Genomic DNA, 14438 nt, shown 5'->3' on the forward strand with positions numbered 1-14438 from the left:
CTACGCCACTTTCGGATCACGGACTCATAACATCTGTCCCAATGGCTACTTGCACCTCATTAGCAACACGAGTCACAGGCGTCGTCTCGATTTTGGCGGTGGTGGCCGCGTCGGCGACGCTATCGGCGTGCACCCCACGCCCCGACGGGCCGGGGCCGGCCGCGGAGAAGTTCTTCGCCGACCTCACCAAGGGCGACACGTCCGCCGCCGCGCAGCTCTCCGACCGGCCCGCCGATGCTCAGGCCGCCCTCAACGAAGCGTGGGCCGGGCTGCAGGCCACCCACCTCGACGCCCAGATCCTCGGCTCGCGCTACACCGAGGACACCGGCAGCATCAACTACCGCTTCACCTGGCAGCTGCCCAAGAAGCGGACCTGGACCTACGACGGCGTACTGCAGATGATCCGCGACGAGGGCACCTGGCGGGTGCGCTGGACCCCTGCCGGTCTACACCCCAAACTTGGTGAACACCAGCACTTTTCGTTGCGCGCCGACCCGCCGCGGCGCGCCTCGGTCAACGAGGTCGGTGGCACGGACGTGCTGGCCCCTGCCAACCTCTACCGCTATCAGCTCGACGCCGCCAAGGCCGGCAGTGAGCTGATGACCACCTCGCGGGTCGTCGCCGACCAGCTGCGCCAGTTCGACAACACCCTGGATCCGCAGCGGCTGGCCGAGCAGGCCAGCTCCTCGAGCAAGCCGCTGGACCTGGTCACGCTGCGACCGGCCGATCACGACAAGGTCGGCCAGGCGCTGGACGCCCTGCCCGGCGTCGTCGTCACCCCGCAGGCCGACCTGCTGCCCACCGACGACCGCTTCGCGCCCGCCGTCATCGGCGAGGTCAAGAAGGCGGTGCTCGATGAGCTCGACGGCCAGGCCGGCTGGCGGGTGGTCAGCGTCAACCAGAACGGCGCCGACATCGACGTGCTGCAGGAAGTGCAGCCCACGCCCGCGCCGTCGATCTCGATCACGCTGGACCGCTCGGTGCAGAACGCCGCCCAGCACGCCGTCGACACCCAGGGCCGCAAGGCCATGCTGGTCGTCATCAAGCCGTCAACCGGCGAGATCCTTGCCGTGGCGCAGAACGCGGCCGCCGATGTCGACGGGCCGGCGGCCACCACGGGCCTCTATCCGCCAGGGTCGACGTTCAAGATCATCACCGCCGGGGCGGCCATCGACCGCGACATGGCCACCCCCAACACGCTGCTGGGTTGCCCCGGTGAGATCGACATCGGCCACCGAACGATCCCGAACTACAACAAGTTCGACCTCGGCACGGTCCCGATGTCCAAGGCGTTCGCGAACTCGTGCAACACCACCTTCGCCGAGCTGGCCAGCCGGATGCCACCGACCGCGCTGACGGTGGCGGCCTCGCAGTACGGCATCGGCCCGGACTACACGATCGACGGGCTGACCACGGTGACCGGCACAGTGCCGCCGACGGTGAACTTGGCCGAGCGCACTGAGGACGGCTTCGGGCAGGGCAAGGTTCTGGTCACCCCGTTCGGGATGGCGCTGGCCGCCGCGACGGTCGCCGCCGGCAAGACCCCGAACCCACACCTGATCGTGGGCAGCCAGACCGCCGAGAGCGGTGATCATCCGGCGATCACGCCGGCCATGCTCGACGGCTTGCGGCCGATGATGCGCATGGTGGTCACCAACGGCACCGCCAAGGACATCAACGACTCCGGAGATGTGCGCGGTAAGACCGGTGAGGCCGAGTTCTCCGGCGGCTCGCACGCCTGGTTCGCCGGCTATCGGGGTGACCTGGCGTTCGCGGCGCTGATCGTGGGCGGCGGCAGTTCGGAGTACGCGGTCCGGATGGTCAAGATGATGTTCAGCGAGCTACCCAACGACTATCTGGCCTGATGACGCGCCAAGGGCTCGTTCGTCACCGGGCGCGACCAGAAGTGGGCTACGGTCAGGGTGCGGAGACATCCGGGTAGCACATGGTCGGGGGCCATTCGTGAATGCTGCCGGATGTCCAGGAAGGCGCCCATAGCGATGCCCAAGCAGCTCAAACCACACTTCGAAAACGTCCAGGCGCACTATGACCTGTCCGACGACTTCTTCCGCCTGTTTCTCGATCCGACGCAGACCTACAGCTGCGCCTATTTCGAGCACGAGGGTATGACGCTGGAAGAGGCGCAGATCGCCAAGATCGACCTGGCGTTGGGCAAGCTGGGCCTGCAGCCGGGCATGACGTTGCTCGATGTCGGCTGCGGCTGGGGCTCGATCTTGAATCGAGCGCTGGAAAAGTACGACGTCAACGTGATCGGGCTGACGCTCAGCGAGAACCAGAAGGCCCACGTCGAGCAGTTGTTCGCCGCGTCGGACAGCCCACGGTCCAAGCGTGTGGAGCTGCGCGGCTGGGAGCAGTTCGACGAGCCGGTCGACCGGATCGTGTCCATCGGTGCCTTCGAGCACTTCGGCTTCGACCGCTACGACGATTTCTTCACGTTCGCCTATGAGGCGATGCCCGCCGACGGCGTCATGCTGCTGCACACCATCCTCGGTCTGCATCCCGACGAGGTGCGCGAAAAAGCCATACCGCTGAGCATGGAGATGGCCCGGTTCTGCCTATTCATGGTCCGCGAGATCTTCCCCGGCGGCCGGCTCCCGTCGGTGCGGATGCTCGAGGCGCATGCCGTCAAGCCCGGTTTCACCGTGACCCGCTTCCAGTCACTGCAATCCCATTACCCCACGACGCTCGACTACTGGTCGGCCGCGCTGGAAGCCCACAAGGACGAAGCCATCGCCATCCAGTCCCAGGAGGTCTACGACCGCTACATGAAGTACCTGCTCGGCTGTCCGCCCTTGTTCCGTAGCGGCCTGATCGACGTGGGTCAGTTCACGTTGGAGAAGTAGCGCCGTTCGCGTATTCCTGCCCGCGCCGCCTATCCGGCCTTAGCGAACGCGCCACCACCCCGGCTGAACGCATACCGGGGGCAACTTTTGGGTTAAATCCTCGGTGACCACATATCTGTCGAATTCGACAGCGCGGATGATGGTGAATAGCCGAAGGCCGATGTCGTCTCAGGAAGCGGTACGCCGAACGCGAGAGACGGTTGGGGGCGCGGCACGTGACAATAGATTGGACCCGGCGACGCTGGATGCGATTCAGGCGGCGACTCAAATATGAGGCCCGCTATGGCGACGGACTACACCCCATCGCCCGGTATGTTCTCGTCGCCCTGATCATCGCGGCCACAGTGGCATTGGTCATCTACGCGATGTCAGTGCGGTGACTGAAGGCGTGGGCGGAGCGAGAGCGGCGTCAGGCCCAATCATCAAGTAGCACAAGCACTCCCGCGCGTGTGCTTAGATGATGCGTGACCAACCGGATCCAGAGTTTGCTTGGCGTCACCTACCCCGTCGTCCAGGCGCCGATGACCTACATCGCGAGGGCGACGCTGGCCGCCGCGGTGTCCGAGGCCGGTGGCCTCGGCGTCATCGAAACCCTCACCCCCGAGGGTCGTGCCGACCTGTTTGCGGTGCGCGACCTCACCGACCGGCCGGTGGGCGCCAACCTGATGATCCAGGGGTGGAAGCGCGACCCGTCGATCGTCGACGTGCTGGTCGAAGCAAACGTGCGGCACGTGTTCACTTCCGCGGGCGACCCCGGTCTGTTCACCGCGCGGCTGCACGACGCGGGCATGACGGTGGTGCATGTCGTGGGGTCGCTGAACGGTGCCCGTAAAGCGGTCGACGCCGGCGTCGATGCCCTGGTGGTGGAGGGTGTCGAAGGTGGCGGCTTCAAATCGGCGCTCGGGGCGTCCACGATGGTGCTGCTTCCGCTGATCGCCGACGAGGTCGACCTTCCCCTCATCGCCGCCGGTGGTATCTGCGACGCCCGGTCGGCGGCCGCGGCGGTGGTGTTGGGCGCCGAGGGCGTGCAGATGGGCACCCGGATGCTGGCCAGCCGAGAGGCGGCCGTGCACGCCAACTTCAAGGACGCCATCGTGGCCGCCGACGACGCCGGGACGATCCTGCTGAACCTGCCGGGCAATCCCACGATGCGGGTGTTGCACGTCGGCCTGGCGCGGCGGGTGGCGACCGAGGGTGCCGAGGCTCCGTTGATCAGTGGGGTCACGCAGCTCTACTTCGAGGGCGACATGGAGGCGAGCGTGGCCAATACGGGTCAGGTCTCCTCGCGCATCGTCGAGGTATTGCCGGTCGCCGACGTCGTCCGCAGCACGTGGGTCGATGCGCAGTCCGCGCTGACCGCCGCCGCGGCTCGGCTCTGAGTCAGCCGGCGACGACCTCGGCGCCCTGAACCTTCACCGCTACCGGTTTCAGCGGCGTCACCGCGGGCCCGCGTAGCACCGCGCCGTCGAGACCGAATTGGCTGCCGTGGCACGGGCAGTCGAGCATGCCGTCGGTCACCGAAGGCAGCTTGCAGCCGGCGTGGGTGCAGCGGGCGACGAACCCTTCGAACACCCCGGCCGTGGGTTGGGTGATCACGGTGTCGCCGACGACCTTGCCTGAACCCACCGGGATGTCGGCGGTGGCCGCCAGCACCTGACCCGGCGCCGTCGTCGTCGGCGACGCGGTGAGCTCGCCGGTGTTGGTGTTGCAGGCGGCAATCGGCGCGACAGCGGCCCCGATCAGAACGGTTCGGCGCGGCAGGGCGAACATCGGCCCAGGCTAGCCGAGGGACGCCGACGTGGTCGTTTGGCCAGGGCGAACAGGTACCGTGGAATGGCTATGACCGGAATCGACCACACGCCCGCGTTGCGGGTATCCGATGCTGACCGCAACGGAACACTGCGGCGGCTGCACAACGCCGTCGCGCTGGGGTTGATCGATATCGGCGAATTCGAGGACCGCTCGGCGCAGGTGTCGGCGGCCCGGATGCACGCCGACCTCGAAGTCTTGGTGGATGACCTGCCCGGACCGGGTGCCATCGTGACCTCCGCGGCCGATCGGGTCGAACTGCGCGGCTGGATGGGTTCGCTCAAACGGCACGGGGAGTGGACCGTGCCGACCCGGCTGGCGCTGGTGCGCCGGATGGGCTCGGTCGTCCTCGACCTCACCAACGCCCGCTTCGCCGGACCGGTCGTCGTCATCGAACTCGACATGGTCCGCGGCTCGGTGGACCTGCGGCTACCCGCGGGGGCGAGCGCCTCGATCGACGATGTCACCGTCTACGCCGGCAGCGCCCGCGACCGCCGCAAGGACGCGCCGGCCGAGGGCACCCCGCACGTCGTACTCACCGGACGGGTGGTCATGGGTTCGGTCAGCGTCCGCGGCCCCAAGCGTCCGCTGCTGCGTCGCCATTAAGCTGGCGGGATGCCCGTACGCACTGCACTCCGTCCCGGAGTGGTCTCACCGACCCTGCCGGTCCCCAAGGCGATCGAGCGTCCCGAATACGTCGGCAAGTCGACGGTCAAGGAGGGCACCGAGCCGTGGGTCCAGACGCCCGAGGTCATCGAGAACATGCGCATCGCCGGACGCATCGCGGCCGGCGCGCTGGCCGAGGCCGGTAAAGCGGTCGCGCCGGGGGTGACCACCGACGAGCTCGACCGGATCGCCCACGACTACATGGTCGATCACGGCGCGTACCCGTCGACGCTGTACTACAAGGGCTTTCCGAAGTCATGCTGCACATCGCTCAACGAGATCATTTGCCACGGCATCCCGGACTCGACCGTGGTGCAGGACGGCGACATCGTCAACATCGACGTGACCGCCTTCATCCATGGCGTGCACGGCGACACCAATGCCACGTTCCTGGCCGGTGATGTCACCGACGAGCACCGGCTGCTGGTGGAGCGCACGCACGAGGCGACGATGCGGGCCATCAAGGCCGTCAAGCCCGGCCGGGCCCTGTCGGTGGTCGGGCGGGTCATCGAGGCGTACGCAAACCGGTTCGGCTACAACGTGGTTCGCGACTTCACCGGGCACGGTATCGGCACGACGTTTCACAATGGCCTTGTGGTGTTGCACTACGACCAGCCCGACGTGGAGACCGTGCTGGAGCCGGGAATGACGTTCACCATCGAGCCGATGATCAACCTGGGCGCGCTGGATTACGAGATCTGGGACGACGGCTGGACGGTGGCCACCAGGGACCGCAAGTGGACCGCGCAGTTCGAGCACACCTTGGTCGTCACCGAGGACGGCGCGGACGTCCTGACCCTGGCCCCGTAAGAACATGAGTGGCGGCGCGCTGCTGATCGCCGGCACCACCTCGGACGCCGGCAAGTCGATGGTCGTCGCCGGGCTGTGCCGGTTGTTGGCGCGCAAGGGAATTCGCGTCGCGCCGTTCAAGGCGCAGAACATGAGCAACAACTCGGTGGTCACCGTCGACGGCGGCGAGATCGGCCGGGCCCAGGGCATGCAGGCACGCGCGGCGGGCCTGGAACCCAGCACCCGGTTCAACCCCATCCTGCTCAAGCCCGGCAGTGACCGCACCTCGCAGCTGGTGGTCAAGGGCCACCCGGTCGGCACCGTCGGCGCGGCCGACTACATCGAACACCGCGACCGGCTGGCTGGGGTCGTCGCCGACGAATTAGCCTCGCTGCGAGCCGAATTCGACATCGTGGTGTGCGAGGGCGCCGGGTCGCCCGCCGAGATCAACCTGCGCGCAACCGATCTGGCCAACATGGGCCTGGCGCGCGCGGCTGACCTGCCTGTGGTGATCGTCGGCGATATCGACCGCGGCGGCCTGCTGGCTCACCTGTTCGGCACTGTCGCGGTGCTGTCGCCGGAAGACCAGGCCCTGATCGCCGGGTTCATCGTGAACAAGTTCCGGGGCGATCCCGCGCTGCTCGCGCCCGGTCTCGACCAGCTGGCCGAGCTCACCGGCCGGCCCACCTACGGGATCGTCCCGTACAGCGACGAGCTGTGGCTGGACGCCGAGGATTCGGTGTCGGTGGTGGCCGGCCATGTGGTCGGAGTGCCGGCGCCACCGCGCGGTGAGCATTGGCTGCGGGTCGCGGCGATCCGGCTGCCCCGGATCTCCAACTCCACCGACATCGAGGCGCTGGCCTGTGAACCCGGGGTCCTGGTCCGCTGGGCGGCCGAACCCGCCGAGGTGGCCGATGCCGACGTCGTCGTGATCCCTGGCAGTAAGGCCACCGTCGCCGACCTGGACTGGCTGCGGCAGCGCGGCCTGGCCGACGCGATCGTCGCCCACGCCCGCGCCGGGCGTCCCGTGCTCGGCATCTGCGGCGGCTTCCAGATGCTGTGCCGGCGCATCGGCGACACCGTCGAGACCGGCGCGGGCGACGTCGACGGGCTGGGACTCTTCGACGCCGACATCGACTTCGCCCCCGACAAGGTGTTGCGGCGCTGGCCGAGTCCGTTGAGCGGCTACGAAATCCACCACGGTCGGGTGACGCGGTGCGCCGAGAACGACTGGTTCGAGGCCGACGGCACCGTGCAGGGCTACGTTCGGGGCGCGGTTTTCGGCACTCATTGGCACGGGCTGCTGGACAACGACGAATTCCGTCGCGACTGGCTCACCACCGCGGCCGTGGCCGCGGGCCGCCACGGATTCCGGGTCGCCGACGATGTCAGCGTGCCCGCCCGCCGCGACGCTCAACTCGATGTCATGGCCGATCTGCTGGTCGCGCACCTCGACATCGACGCGCTGTTGTCTCTGCTGGACTCACGCGCGCCAACGCGCCCCACGGTGAGCACGCGACTAAATCGGTAGCCTGAGACTTATGTCGGGACGGACGGTGCTGGTCATCGCGGCGAGTGCGGCCGCGGTGTTGCTGGTTGCCGGCTGTGGGTCGACGGTCACCGGCGCTGCGACGTGGCCGGGCGCCATCCTGGAGAAGGCCACGCTGGGTCCGGCGGACTTCCCGCCGGGCGTGCAGTACGACCGCATCGTCGAGCAGCCCGGTCAGCCCGACAACAGCGGCAGCCCGCCGTCGATGCTGTCTCGTCCCGAGGGCTGCGCCAACGCCATGACCAACGTCATCGCCGCATCGGCCGAGCGCGGGCCGGGCAGCGCTGCGAAATACGCAGCGACCTACAACGGCGCCCGCATCGTGATGACCGTGCTGTCGTCGCCGCTGGACCTTCCGAAGCTGGAGGCGGCGGCCGGACGGTGTGCGAAATTCGAAGCGTATTTCGACCCGCGGAGCAAGGGCATCCCCATCACCACCACTGAGATACCACCTTTGGGGGACGAGGTACTGGCGTACCAGCAAACAATGCAGCTGATGGGTTCGCCCAGTAGTGTTTACATGGCATTCCAAAATGTAGGCAGATACGGAATGTTCGGAATCGCCTTTCCCACGCCCGATCCCAGCGTCGATGCCAAAGCGACACTGCCGCAGACGTTCCTGGACGTCTTTGCCAAGCAGGCCGCCAAGATGCGTCACGCCATCTGAGTAGGAGTTGAGAGACCCTGCGAAAACCGTCCGCCAAAAGCCACTTTCACAGTAACGTGGCGAAATGCTGTCGACCATGGTGACTGTCGACGGGTTCCCCGTGCCAGTCAGTGTGACCGGTCCAGAGAAGGGCCCGTTCGTCGTCGTGCTGGGTGCGGCCCAGCATGCACCTGCCGCCTACGACGGGGTCTGTCAGCGCTTGCACACGGCGTCTGTCCGCACTGTCGTCATCGGAGCAGACCCCCGGCTACATCCCAAAGCGGTGGTGGGCATCCTCGACGCGCTCGACGTCCGCTGGGGCATCTTGGTCGGTGACCGCGCGGGTGCCGAGCTCGCGTGGGAGTTGGCTGCCACCAGGCTGGATCGGTTCACCGGTCTGGTCGTGGTCGACCGCGGCCACCCGCGCGTGCCCGATCAGAACGGTGTGGTCCGCGACGAGGAGTGTCCGCCGGTGGAGATCAACACCACCGCGTTGGTCAGTACACCGGCCGCCCGAGCTCTCGCCCGAGCCAGCCAGCGCTACGTGTACAGCGATTTCCGCCTGGTGGAATTCACCGGCCGTCGCAATGCCGCGGAATCCACCGCGCAACTGGCCGCCGAGATCGTGCTGCGCACCAGCACCTGGTGAACTCAGTGCGGCGCGTCGGCCGCTTCCTGGGGAGTCCACGCCTGCGGTAGACCCGGCTGCCCGGGAAACAGGAAGTCGACGAAAGCCTGTGCGGTCGGCTGCGGCTCGTGATTGGCCAGCCCGGGGCGCTCGTTGGCTTCAATGAACACGTACTCGTCGTGGGTCACGTCGGGCACCAGCAGATCGATGCCGGTGACCGGAATGCCGATGGCGGCGGCGGCCTCCACACCGACCCGGCACAGCTCGGGATGCACCGTGGCCGTGACGTCGTGGATGGTGCCGCCCTGATGCAGGTTGGCCGTCCGGCGCACCCGCAGCCGCTCACCTTCGCCCAGCACATCGTCGAAGGAAAAGCCGGCCTCGGCCACCGTCGCCTCGGTGACATCGTCGACGGGAATGTGCGACTCGCCGCCGGTGGCGGCGGCGCGGCGGCGGCTCTGCGTTGCGATCAGCTCGAGGATGGTGTGCTTGCCGGTGCCCACGACCTCGGCGGGCTTGCGCAATGCGGCCGCCACCACCTTGCCGTCGATCACCACCAGGCGAAGATCGTCGCCCGGTGCGCGCTGTTCGATGAGCACCTCGGGATGTTGCTCGCGGGCCCGGGCCAGCGCGGCATCGAGTGCCTCGGGTCCGTCCACTCCGACGGTGATGCCCTTGCCCTGCTCGCCGCGGGTCGGTTTGACCACGACGTCGCCGACCTCGGCCAGGAACGCGTGGTCGTCGGCGTCGAAGGTGGCCAGCCTGCCGCGGGGGACCACGATGCCGGCCTCAGAGACGATGCGGCGGGTGAGCCGCTTGTCGTCGCAGCGGCTCATCGCCACCGCAGAGGTGTATTCGCTCAACGACTCCCGCGTCACCACGCTGCGCCCGCCGTGTGACAGCCGCATCTCGCCGGTCTCGGCGTCGAGCACCTCGACCCGGATACCGCGACGCATGGCCTCGTCGGCGATGATGCGCGCGTACGGGTTGAGGTCGTCGACCGTTTCCGACGGCGGGGTGAATAACGGCTCGTTGATCGCGTTCTTGCGCTTGACCGCTAACACGGGGACGCGCTCGAAGCCGAGCTTTTCGTACAGTGCGATCGCGGCCTCGTTGGCGTAGCCCACCGACAGGTCCAAGTAGGCGCGCCCCCGGCTGCGGAAGGTCTCGGCCAGCGTGCGGGTCAGCGCGGCGCCGATGCCGGGCAGGCTGCCCGTCGGGTCGACGGCCAGCGTCCACAGGCTCGAGCCGTCCTCGGGGTCGTTGAACAGCCGTTTGTGGTCCACACCGGTGACGGTGCCGACCACCGAACCGTCATCGTCGCGAACGGCAATCAGATACTCGACCGCGTCGCAGTGGTGGTGGTTGTGCCAGATCACGTCGGTCGGGGCGGCCACCATGCCGCAGCGCAGGTACACCCGGTTCATCTCGTCGGCGTCGGCTTTGTCGCGCAACGGCCGCACCGTGAACCCGACCGGTTGGGGATCCTCTGCGTCGTCGGGGTGCAGCCGCCAGCGGTAGGTGTGGCTGGGGTCGATGAACAGCTCGGCCGGTGACTTGGCCACCAGGACATGCGATTCACGGGCGTAGATGCAGATGTCGCGGCGACCCTGCGCTTCCTGCTGCAGGACGGCGGCCAGTTTGTCGGGGTCTTCGAAGGTCTGCCCGAAAATCAGCCGGCCCCAACCCAATTCGAGCACCACATCGTCGGTCATCTCTTCGACGAGGTGCTGGGGCGATGCGCCGTGGAGGCCCATCGTGATGGCTTCGGTGGCGCCGCCGATGCGCGATCCGCCTTCGGCTTCTCGCTGGGCAGTCACGCTGCAGGCCCGGTGATTCCGTGCTGCTGCAGCCACAGCTCGAGAAGTCCGATCTGCCACAGCTCATTACCGCGCAGCGGGGTCAGCCGCCCGTTGGGATCGGCCAGCAAGCGCTCGACGGCATCGGGCCGGAACAGGCCGCGCTCCTTGGCCTGCGGTGCATACAGCGCATCGCGAACCATCTCCAGGTACGGGCCTTCCAGGTGAGTGAGCGCCGGCACCGGGAAATACCCCTTCGGCCGGTCGATGACCTCGGCCGGGATCACTTGCCGCGCAGCCTCTTTGAGGACTCCCTTGCCGCCGTGTGCGATCTTGAGTTCCGGCGGGCAGGTCGCCGCCAGTTCGACGAGTTCGTGGTCGAGGAACGGGACCCGGCCTTCCAGGCCCCACGCCATCGTCATGTTGTCGACGCGTTTGACCGGATCGTCGACCAGCATCACCGTGGTGTCCAGTCGCAGCGCACGGTCCACACCGGTCTGTGCGCCGGGCCGGGCGAAATGGTCGGCGACGAACGCCAGGCTGGGATCTTCGCCGCTGACGCGGTCGGGGGACAGGAGGTCGGCGACGCCATCGTGGTCACGGTCGAAGAACGCGCCCCGGTAGCGGGCAACCGAACCGGGCACGCTGGCCGCGTCCGGTTCACCCATCGGGGGATACCAGTGGTAGCCGGCGAACACCTCGTCGGCGCCCTGGCCGGATTGAACGACCTTGACGTGCTTGGCGACTTCCTGGCTGAGCAGGTAGAAGGCCACGCAGTCGTGGGAGACCATCGGCTCGCTCATCGCGCCGATCGCACCTTCGAGAGCGGGCAGCATGCGGGCGGTGTCGATGCGGATCTGGTGGTGATCGGTGGCGAACCGCTTGGCCACGATGTCGGAGTAGACGAACTCGTCGCCCTTGACGCCGCCGACGGATTCGAAACCGATGGAGAACGTCGAGAGCCCGGTCTGGCCGGCCTCCGCGAGCAGACCAACGATCAGGCTGGAATCCACCCCGCCCGAGAGCAGGCAGCCGACGGGCACGTCGGCGACCAGGCGGCGCCTGACGGCCGTGCGCAGGGCATCGAGCACCGCGTCTTCCCAGTCGCGAGCGCTCCACCCGGAGTGCTCGTCGCGGCGGCTGAAATCGGGCTCCCAGTAGGTGATTTCGCGGCGGGTACCGTCGGGTTCGATCGCCAGCAGGGTGCCGGGGGAGAGCTTGCGCACACCGCACAGGATCGTGTGGGGGGCGGGCACCACCGAGTGGAAGCTGAGGTAGTGGTGCAGTGCGATCGGGTCGATGCGGGTGTCGACGCCGCCACCGGCCAGCAGCGCGGGCAACGACGATGCGAACCGGACGCGGTGCGAATCTTGCGTGATATAAAGCGGTTTGATGCCAAGACGGTCGCGGCCGAGCAGCACCCGGCCGCTCTCGCGCTCGGCGATGGCGAAGGCGAACATCCCGTGCAACCGGTCGACGAACCGGTCGCCCCAGTGGTGGTAGGCCTTCAGCAGCACCTCGGTGTCGCTGTGCGAGAAGAATCGGTAGCCGTGGCCGGCGAGCTCGTCGCGCAGGGCCTCGTAGTTGTAGATGCAGCCGTTCCAGCAGATCGTCAACCCGAGGTCGGAGTCCACCATCGGCTGCGCACCCGCCTCGGACAGGTCGATGATCTTCAGCCGGCGATGGCCTAGCGCCACCCGCCCCTGTGACCACACGCCGGCCCCGTCGGGCCCGCGGGGGGCCATCGTGTCGGCCATGGCGGCCACCGCGGCCACATCGGGGGCCTGATCGTCGAGACGGACTTCGCCCGCCGCTCCACACATCGTCCCGACCTATCCCGTCTGCTCGCTGACTTGGCTCCTCTATTTACCCGCGAGCAGCGAGTCCTAACCGGGGCGAGACACCGCTCACACAAACCGCGCCCCTCGGCCATGGGCACGAGGGGCGCGGGGCCCGCCTCACGGCAGGCCTGGGGTGGCGGTCTTGAGTCAGTGACTCAGGAAACGCCCTCCAGCTCTTCGCCAGTCGTGTCGACCTGCTTGATCGGGCCGGTGAACCAGTTCTTCACCGATACGTGCCAGTAGATGAAGAGCAGGATCAGCACGCCGCCAACAAGCAGCGGGGTGTAGTTGACGTACTTCCACTCGAAGCTGTCGTCCCACGGTGTGCCGCTGATCGACGTCGGGAACATCGCGATGATCGAGGTGACGATGATCTCGATCAGGGCGACCGGCGCCATCCACTTGTGGTGACCGCGCAGGTTCCACTTGCCAAGGGGGAACGAGTCGCCCGCCTTCCAGCGGTAGTAGATCGGCACCGCGAAGCACAGGTAGAGACCGACGACGCCGATCGAGACGACAGCGAAGAACGCGATCGGCACCGGGGCGCCGTTGATGTCGACCTGGACCAGCGCGGGCAGCGTGATGAGCGCCGCGATCGTCGCGGTGACCATGACCGCGTTGGCCGGCACCCTCTTGGCGCTGAGCTTCGCCCACAGCTGATGCCCGGGTACCGCCCGGTCACGGCTGAACGCGAACAGCATGCGCGACGCGCTGGTCTGACAGGCGGTGGTGCAGAACAACTGCCCGGCCGTCGAGATCAGCAGCACGATCGCGACCCATTTGGAGTCCATGGCCTGGGTGAAGATCGTGGCGACCGCGCCACCGCCCTTCGTCACGCCGTCGACGTCCTGCACGGCGAACAGGAAGGTCAGCAGCAGGATCCAGCCGCCGATCGCCGAGTAGAAGATCGATCGCCAGATGCCCTTGGCGGCGCCGTCGGCCGCGCTCTTGGTCTCTTCGGAAAGGTGGGCCGAGGCGTCGTAGCCGGTGATCGTGTACTGGGTCAGGATCGCTGACATCGGCAGCACGAACAGCAAGAAGGTGAACCCTGACGTGGACCCGCCGAAGAATCCGGTGTTGTTGACCGTCGTGGCGAACACCGTGGAGAAGCTGGCGTGCTGTTCGGGGATCGCCCACAGGATGACGATGACGGCGGCGGCACCGATGACGTGCCACCAGACCGAGATGTTGTTGATGACGGCCAGCAGGTGGCTGGAGAAGATGTTGATGGTCGCGACGACCACCAGGATGACCAGGAACAGGATGAACGTCCGGGTCAGGCTGTAGCCGGCCAGCCAGCTCTCACTGAACGTGCCCAGGGTCAGATCCAGGAACGTCGCGCTGCCGTAGGCCACCGACGCCAGGATCGCGATCAGGCCGATCAGGTTCAGCCAGCCGGTGTAGTAACCGGCCTTCGGGCCACCGAGTTTGGCTGCCCACCAATAGATTCCGCCCGATGTCGGGAACGCCGACACCAGCTCGGACATGCAGAGCCCGATGATCAGGATGAAGACCGAGATCAGCGGCCAGCCCCAGGCGATGGCCGCCGGGCCGCCGTTGTTCCAGCCCAGGCCGAACGAGGTGAAGCAGCCGGCCAGGATCGAGATGATCGAGAACGAGATGGCGAAGTTGCTGAACCCGGACCAGGACCGATGCAGCTCCTGGGTATAGCCGAGGCTGGCGAGATGCTTTTCGTCGTCGTCGAGAAGTTCGTGACCCTCTGGCACGGCGTTCCTCCTGGTCCGTTCTGGGCGCCGATGGCGGAGAGGCGTCGACCGGCGCTCTCTGATTAGGGACAATAGGCCGCTATTGGTCTGGTGTCCTACCTTTGGAGTGACATCTATGTA

The 14438-nt window shown here is 67.3% G+C and carries 12 protein-coding genes; 8 read left to right on the forward strand and 4 right to left on the reverse strand.

Features of this window, described 5'->3' with window-relative positions:
• Nucleotides 1-41: 41 nt before the first annotated feature.
• From SLQ31_RS10770 to SLQ31_RS10780, 3 genes are all read left to right on the forward strand, one after another.
• Nucleotides 42-1865 carry a penicillin-binding transpeptidase domain-containing protein gene (locus SLQ31_RS10770; protein ID WP_319432152.1) on the forward strand — a complete coding sequence of 608 codons (1824 nt, stop codon included), beginning with the start codon at nucleotides 42-44 and terminating at the stop codon, nucleotides 1863-1865.
• Nucleotides 1866-2000: 135 nt separating this feature from the next.
• Nucleotides 2001-2864: a cyclopropane mycolic acid synthase family methyltransferase gene (locus tag SLQ31_RS10775; protein ID WP_319433026.1), complete on the forward strand. Its 864-nt coding sequence runs from the start codon at nucleotides 2001-2003 to the stop codon at nucleotides 2862-2864.
• 464 nt (nucleotides 2865-3328) lie between these two features.
• Nucleotides 3329-4243, forward strand: a complete 915-nt coding sequence (locus SLQ31_RS10780; RefSeq protein ID WP_319432154.1) for a nitronate monooxygenase — start codon at nucleotides 3329-3331, stop codon at nucleotides 4241-4243.
• A 1-nt stretch (nucleotide 4244) separates the two neighbouring features.
• Here the strand turns inward: SLQ31_RS10780 and SLQ31_RS10785 are convergent, their stop codons facing one another.
• Nucleotides 4245-4634 carry a Rieske (2Fe-2S) protein gene (locus SLQ31_RS10785; protein ID WP_319432156.1) on the reverse strand — a complete coding sequence of 130 codons (390 nt, stop codon included), beginning with the start codon at nucleotides 4632-4634 and terminating at the stop codon, nucleotides 4245-4247.
• A gap of 63 nt (nucleotides 4635-4697) precedes the next feature.
• Between SLQ31_RS10785 and SLQ31_RS10790 the strand changes: the two genes are divergently transcribed.
• The 5 genes from SLQ31_RS10790 (at nucleotide 4698) to SLQ31_RS10810 (ending at nucleotide 8972) form a co-directional block, all read left to right on the forward strand.
• Entirely contained in the window at nucleotides 4698-5279 is a 582-nt protein-coding gene (locus SLQ31_RS10790; RefSeq protein ID WP_413641724.1) for a DUF1707 SHOCT-like domain-containing protein, read from the forward strand.
• A 9-nt stretch (nucleotides 5280-5288) separates the two neighbouring features.
• Nucleotides 5289-6149: a type I methionyl aminopeptidase gene (gene map / locus SLQ31_RS10795; RefSeq protein WP_319432158.1), complete on the forward strand. Its 861-nt coding sequence runs from the start codon at nucleotides 5289-5291 to the stop codon at nucleotides 6147-6149.
• 4 nt (nucleotides 6150-6153) lie between these two features.
• On the forward strand, nucleotides 6154-7659 hold the full coding sequence (locus SLQ31_RS10800; RefSeq protein ID WP_319432160.1) for a cobyric acid synthase: 1506 nt from the start codon (nucleotides 6154-6156) through the stop codon (nucleotides 7657-7659).
• 10 nt (nucleotides 7660-7669) lie between these two features.
• Entirely contained in the window at nucleotides 7670-8344 is a 675-nt protein-coding gene (locus SLQ31_RS10805; RefSeq protein ID WP_319432162.1) for a hypothetical protein, read from the forward strand.
• A gap of 64 nt (nucleotides 8345-8408) precedes the next feature.
• Complete coding sequence (locus SLQ31_RS10810) at nucleotides 8409-8972, forward strand: alpha/beta hydrolase (protein WP_319432164.1); 564 nt, start codon at nucleotides 8409-8411, stop codon at nucleotides 8970-8972.
• 2 nt (nucleotides 8973-8974) lie between these two features.
• Here SLQ31_RS10810 and ngg read toward each other — a convergent pair whose 3' ends face one another.
• The 3 genes from ngg to SLQ31_RS10825 all read right to left on the reverse strand — a co-directional run bounded on the left by ngg (nucleotide 8975) and on the right by SLQ31_RS10825 (nucleotide 14318).
• Complete coding sequence (gene ngg / locus SLQ31_RS10815; protein WP_319433028.1) at nucleotides 8975-10708, reverse strand: N-acetylglutaminylglutamine synthetase; 1734 nt, start codon at nucleotides 10706-10708, stop codon at nucleotides 8975-8977.
• Between the two features lie 59 nt (nucleotides 10709-10767).
• Nucleotides 10768-12573, reverse strand: a complete 1806-nt coding sequence (locus SLQ31_RS10820; RefSeq protein WP_319432166.1) for an N-acetylglutaminylglutamine amidotransferase — start codon at nucleotides 12571-12573, stop codon at nucleotides 10768-10770.
• 173 nt (nucleotides 12574-12746) lie between these two features.
• On the reverse strand, nucleotides 12747-14318 hold the full coding sequence (locus SLQ31_RS10825) for an amino acid permease (protein WP_319432168.1): 1572 nt from the start codon (nucleotides 14316-14318) through the stop codon (nucleotides 12747-12749).
• Between the last annotated feature and the right edge of the window lie 120 nt (nucleotides 14319-14438).

This window comes from Mycobacterium sp. RTGN5, assembly GCF_033804465.1.
Taxonomy (GTDB): domain Bacteria; phylum Actinomycetota; class Actinomycetes; order Mycobacteriales; family Mycobacteriaceae; genus Mycobacterium.

What these genes read in the sequence shown, in the direction of transcription:
- ngg (WP_319433028.1), bottom strand. Translation starts at nt 10,708, where the DNA reads ATGGGCCTCCACGGCGCATCGCCCCAGCACCTCGTCGAAGAGATGACC.
- SLQ31_RS10790 (WP_413641724.1), top strand. Translation starts at nt 4,698, where the DNA reads ATGGCTATGACCGGAATCGACCACACGCCCGCGTTGCGGGTATCCGAT.
- SLQ31_RS10785 (WP_319432156.1), bottom strand. Translation starts at nt 4,634, where the DNA reads ATGTTCGCCCTGCCGCGCCGAACCGTTCTGATCGGGGCCGCTGTCGCG.
- SLQ31_RS10775 (WP_319433026.1), top strand. Translation starts at nt 2,001, where the DNA reads ATGCCCAAGCAGCTCAAACCACACTTCGAAAACGTCCAGGCGCACTAT.
- SLQ31_RS10810 (WP_319432164.1), top strand. Translation starts at nt 8,409, where the DNA reads ATGCTGTCGACCATGGTGACTGTCGACGGGTTCCCCGTGCCAGTCAGT.
- SLQ31_RS10805 (WP_319432162.1), top strand. Translation starts at nt 7,670, where the DNA reads ATGTCGGGACGGACGGTGCTGGTCATCGCGGCGAGTGCGGCCGCGGTG.
- SLQ31_RS10770 (WP_319432152.1), top strand. Translation starts at nt 42, where the DNA reads ATGGCTACTTGCACCTCATTAGCAACACGAGTCACAGGCGTCGTCTCG.
- map (WP_319432158.1), top strand. Translation starts at nt 5,289, where the DNA reads ATGCCCGTACGCACTGCACTCCGTCCCGGAGTGGTCTCACCGACCCTG.
- SLQ31_RS10820 (WP_319432166.1), bottom strand. Translation starts at nt 12,573, where the DNA reads ATGTGTGGAGCGGCGGGCGAAGTCCGTCTCGACGATCAGGCCCCCGAT.
- SLQ31_RS10800 (WP_319432160.1), top strand. Translation starts at nt 6,154, where the DNA reads ATGAGTGGCGGCGCGCTGCTGATCGCCGGCACCACCTCGGACGCCGGC.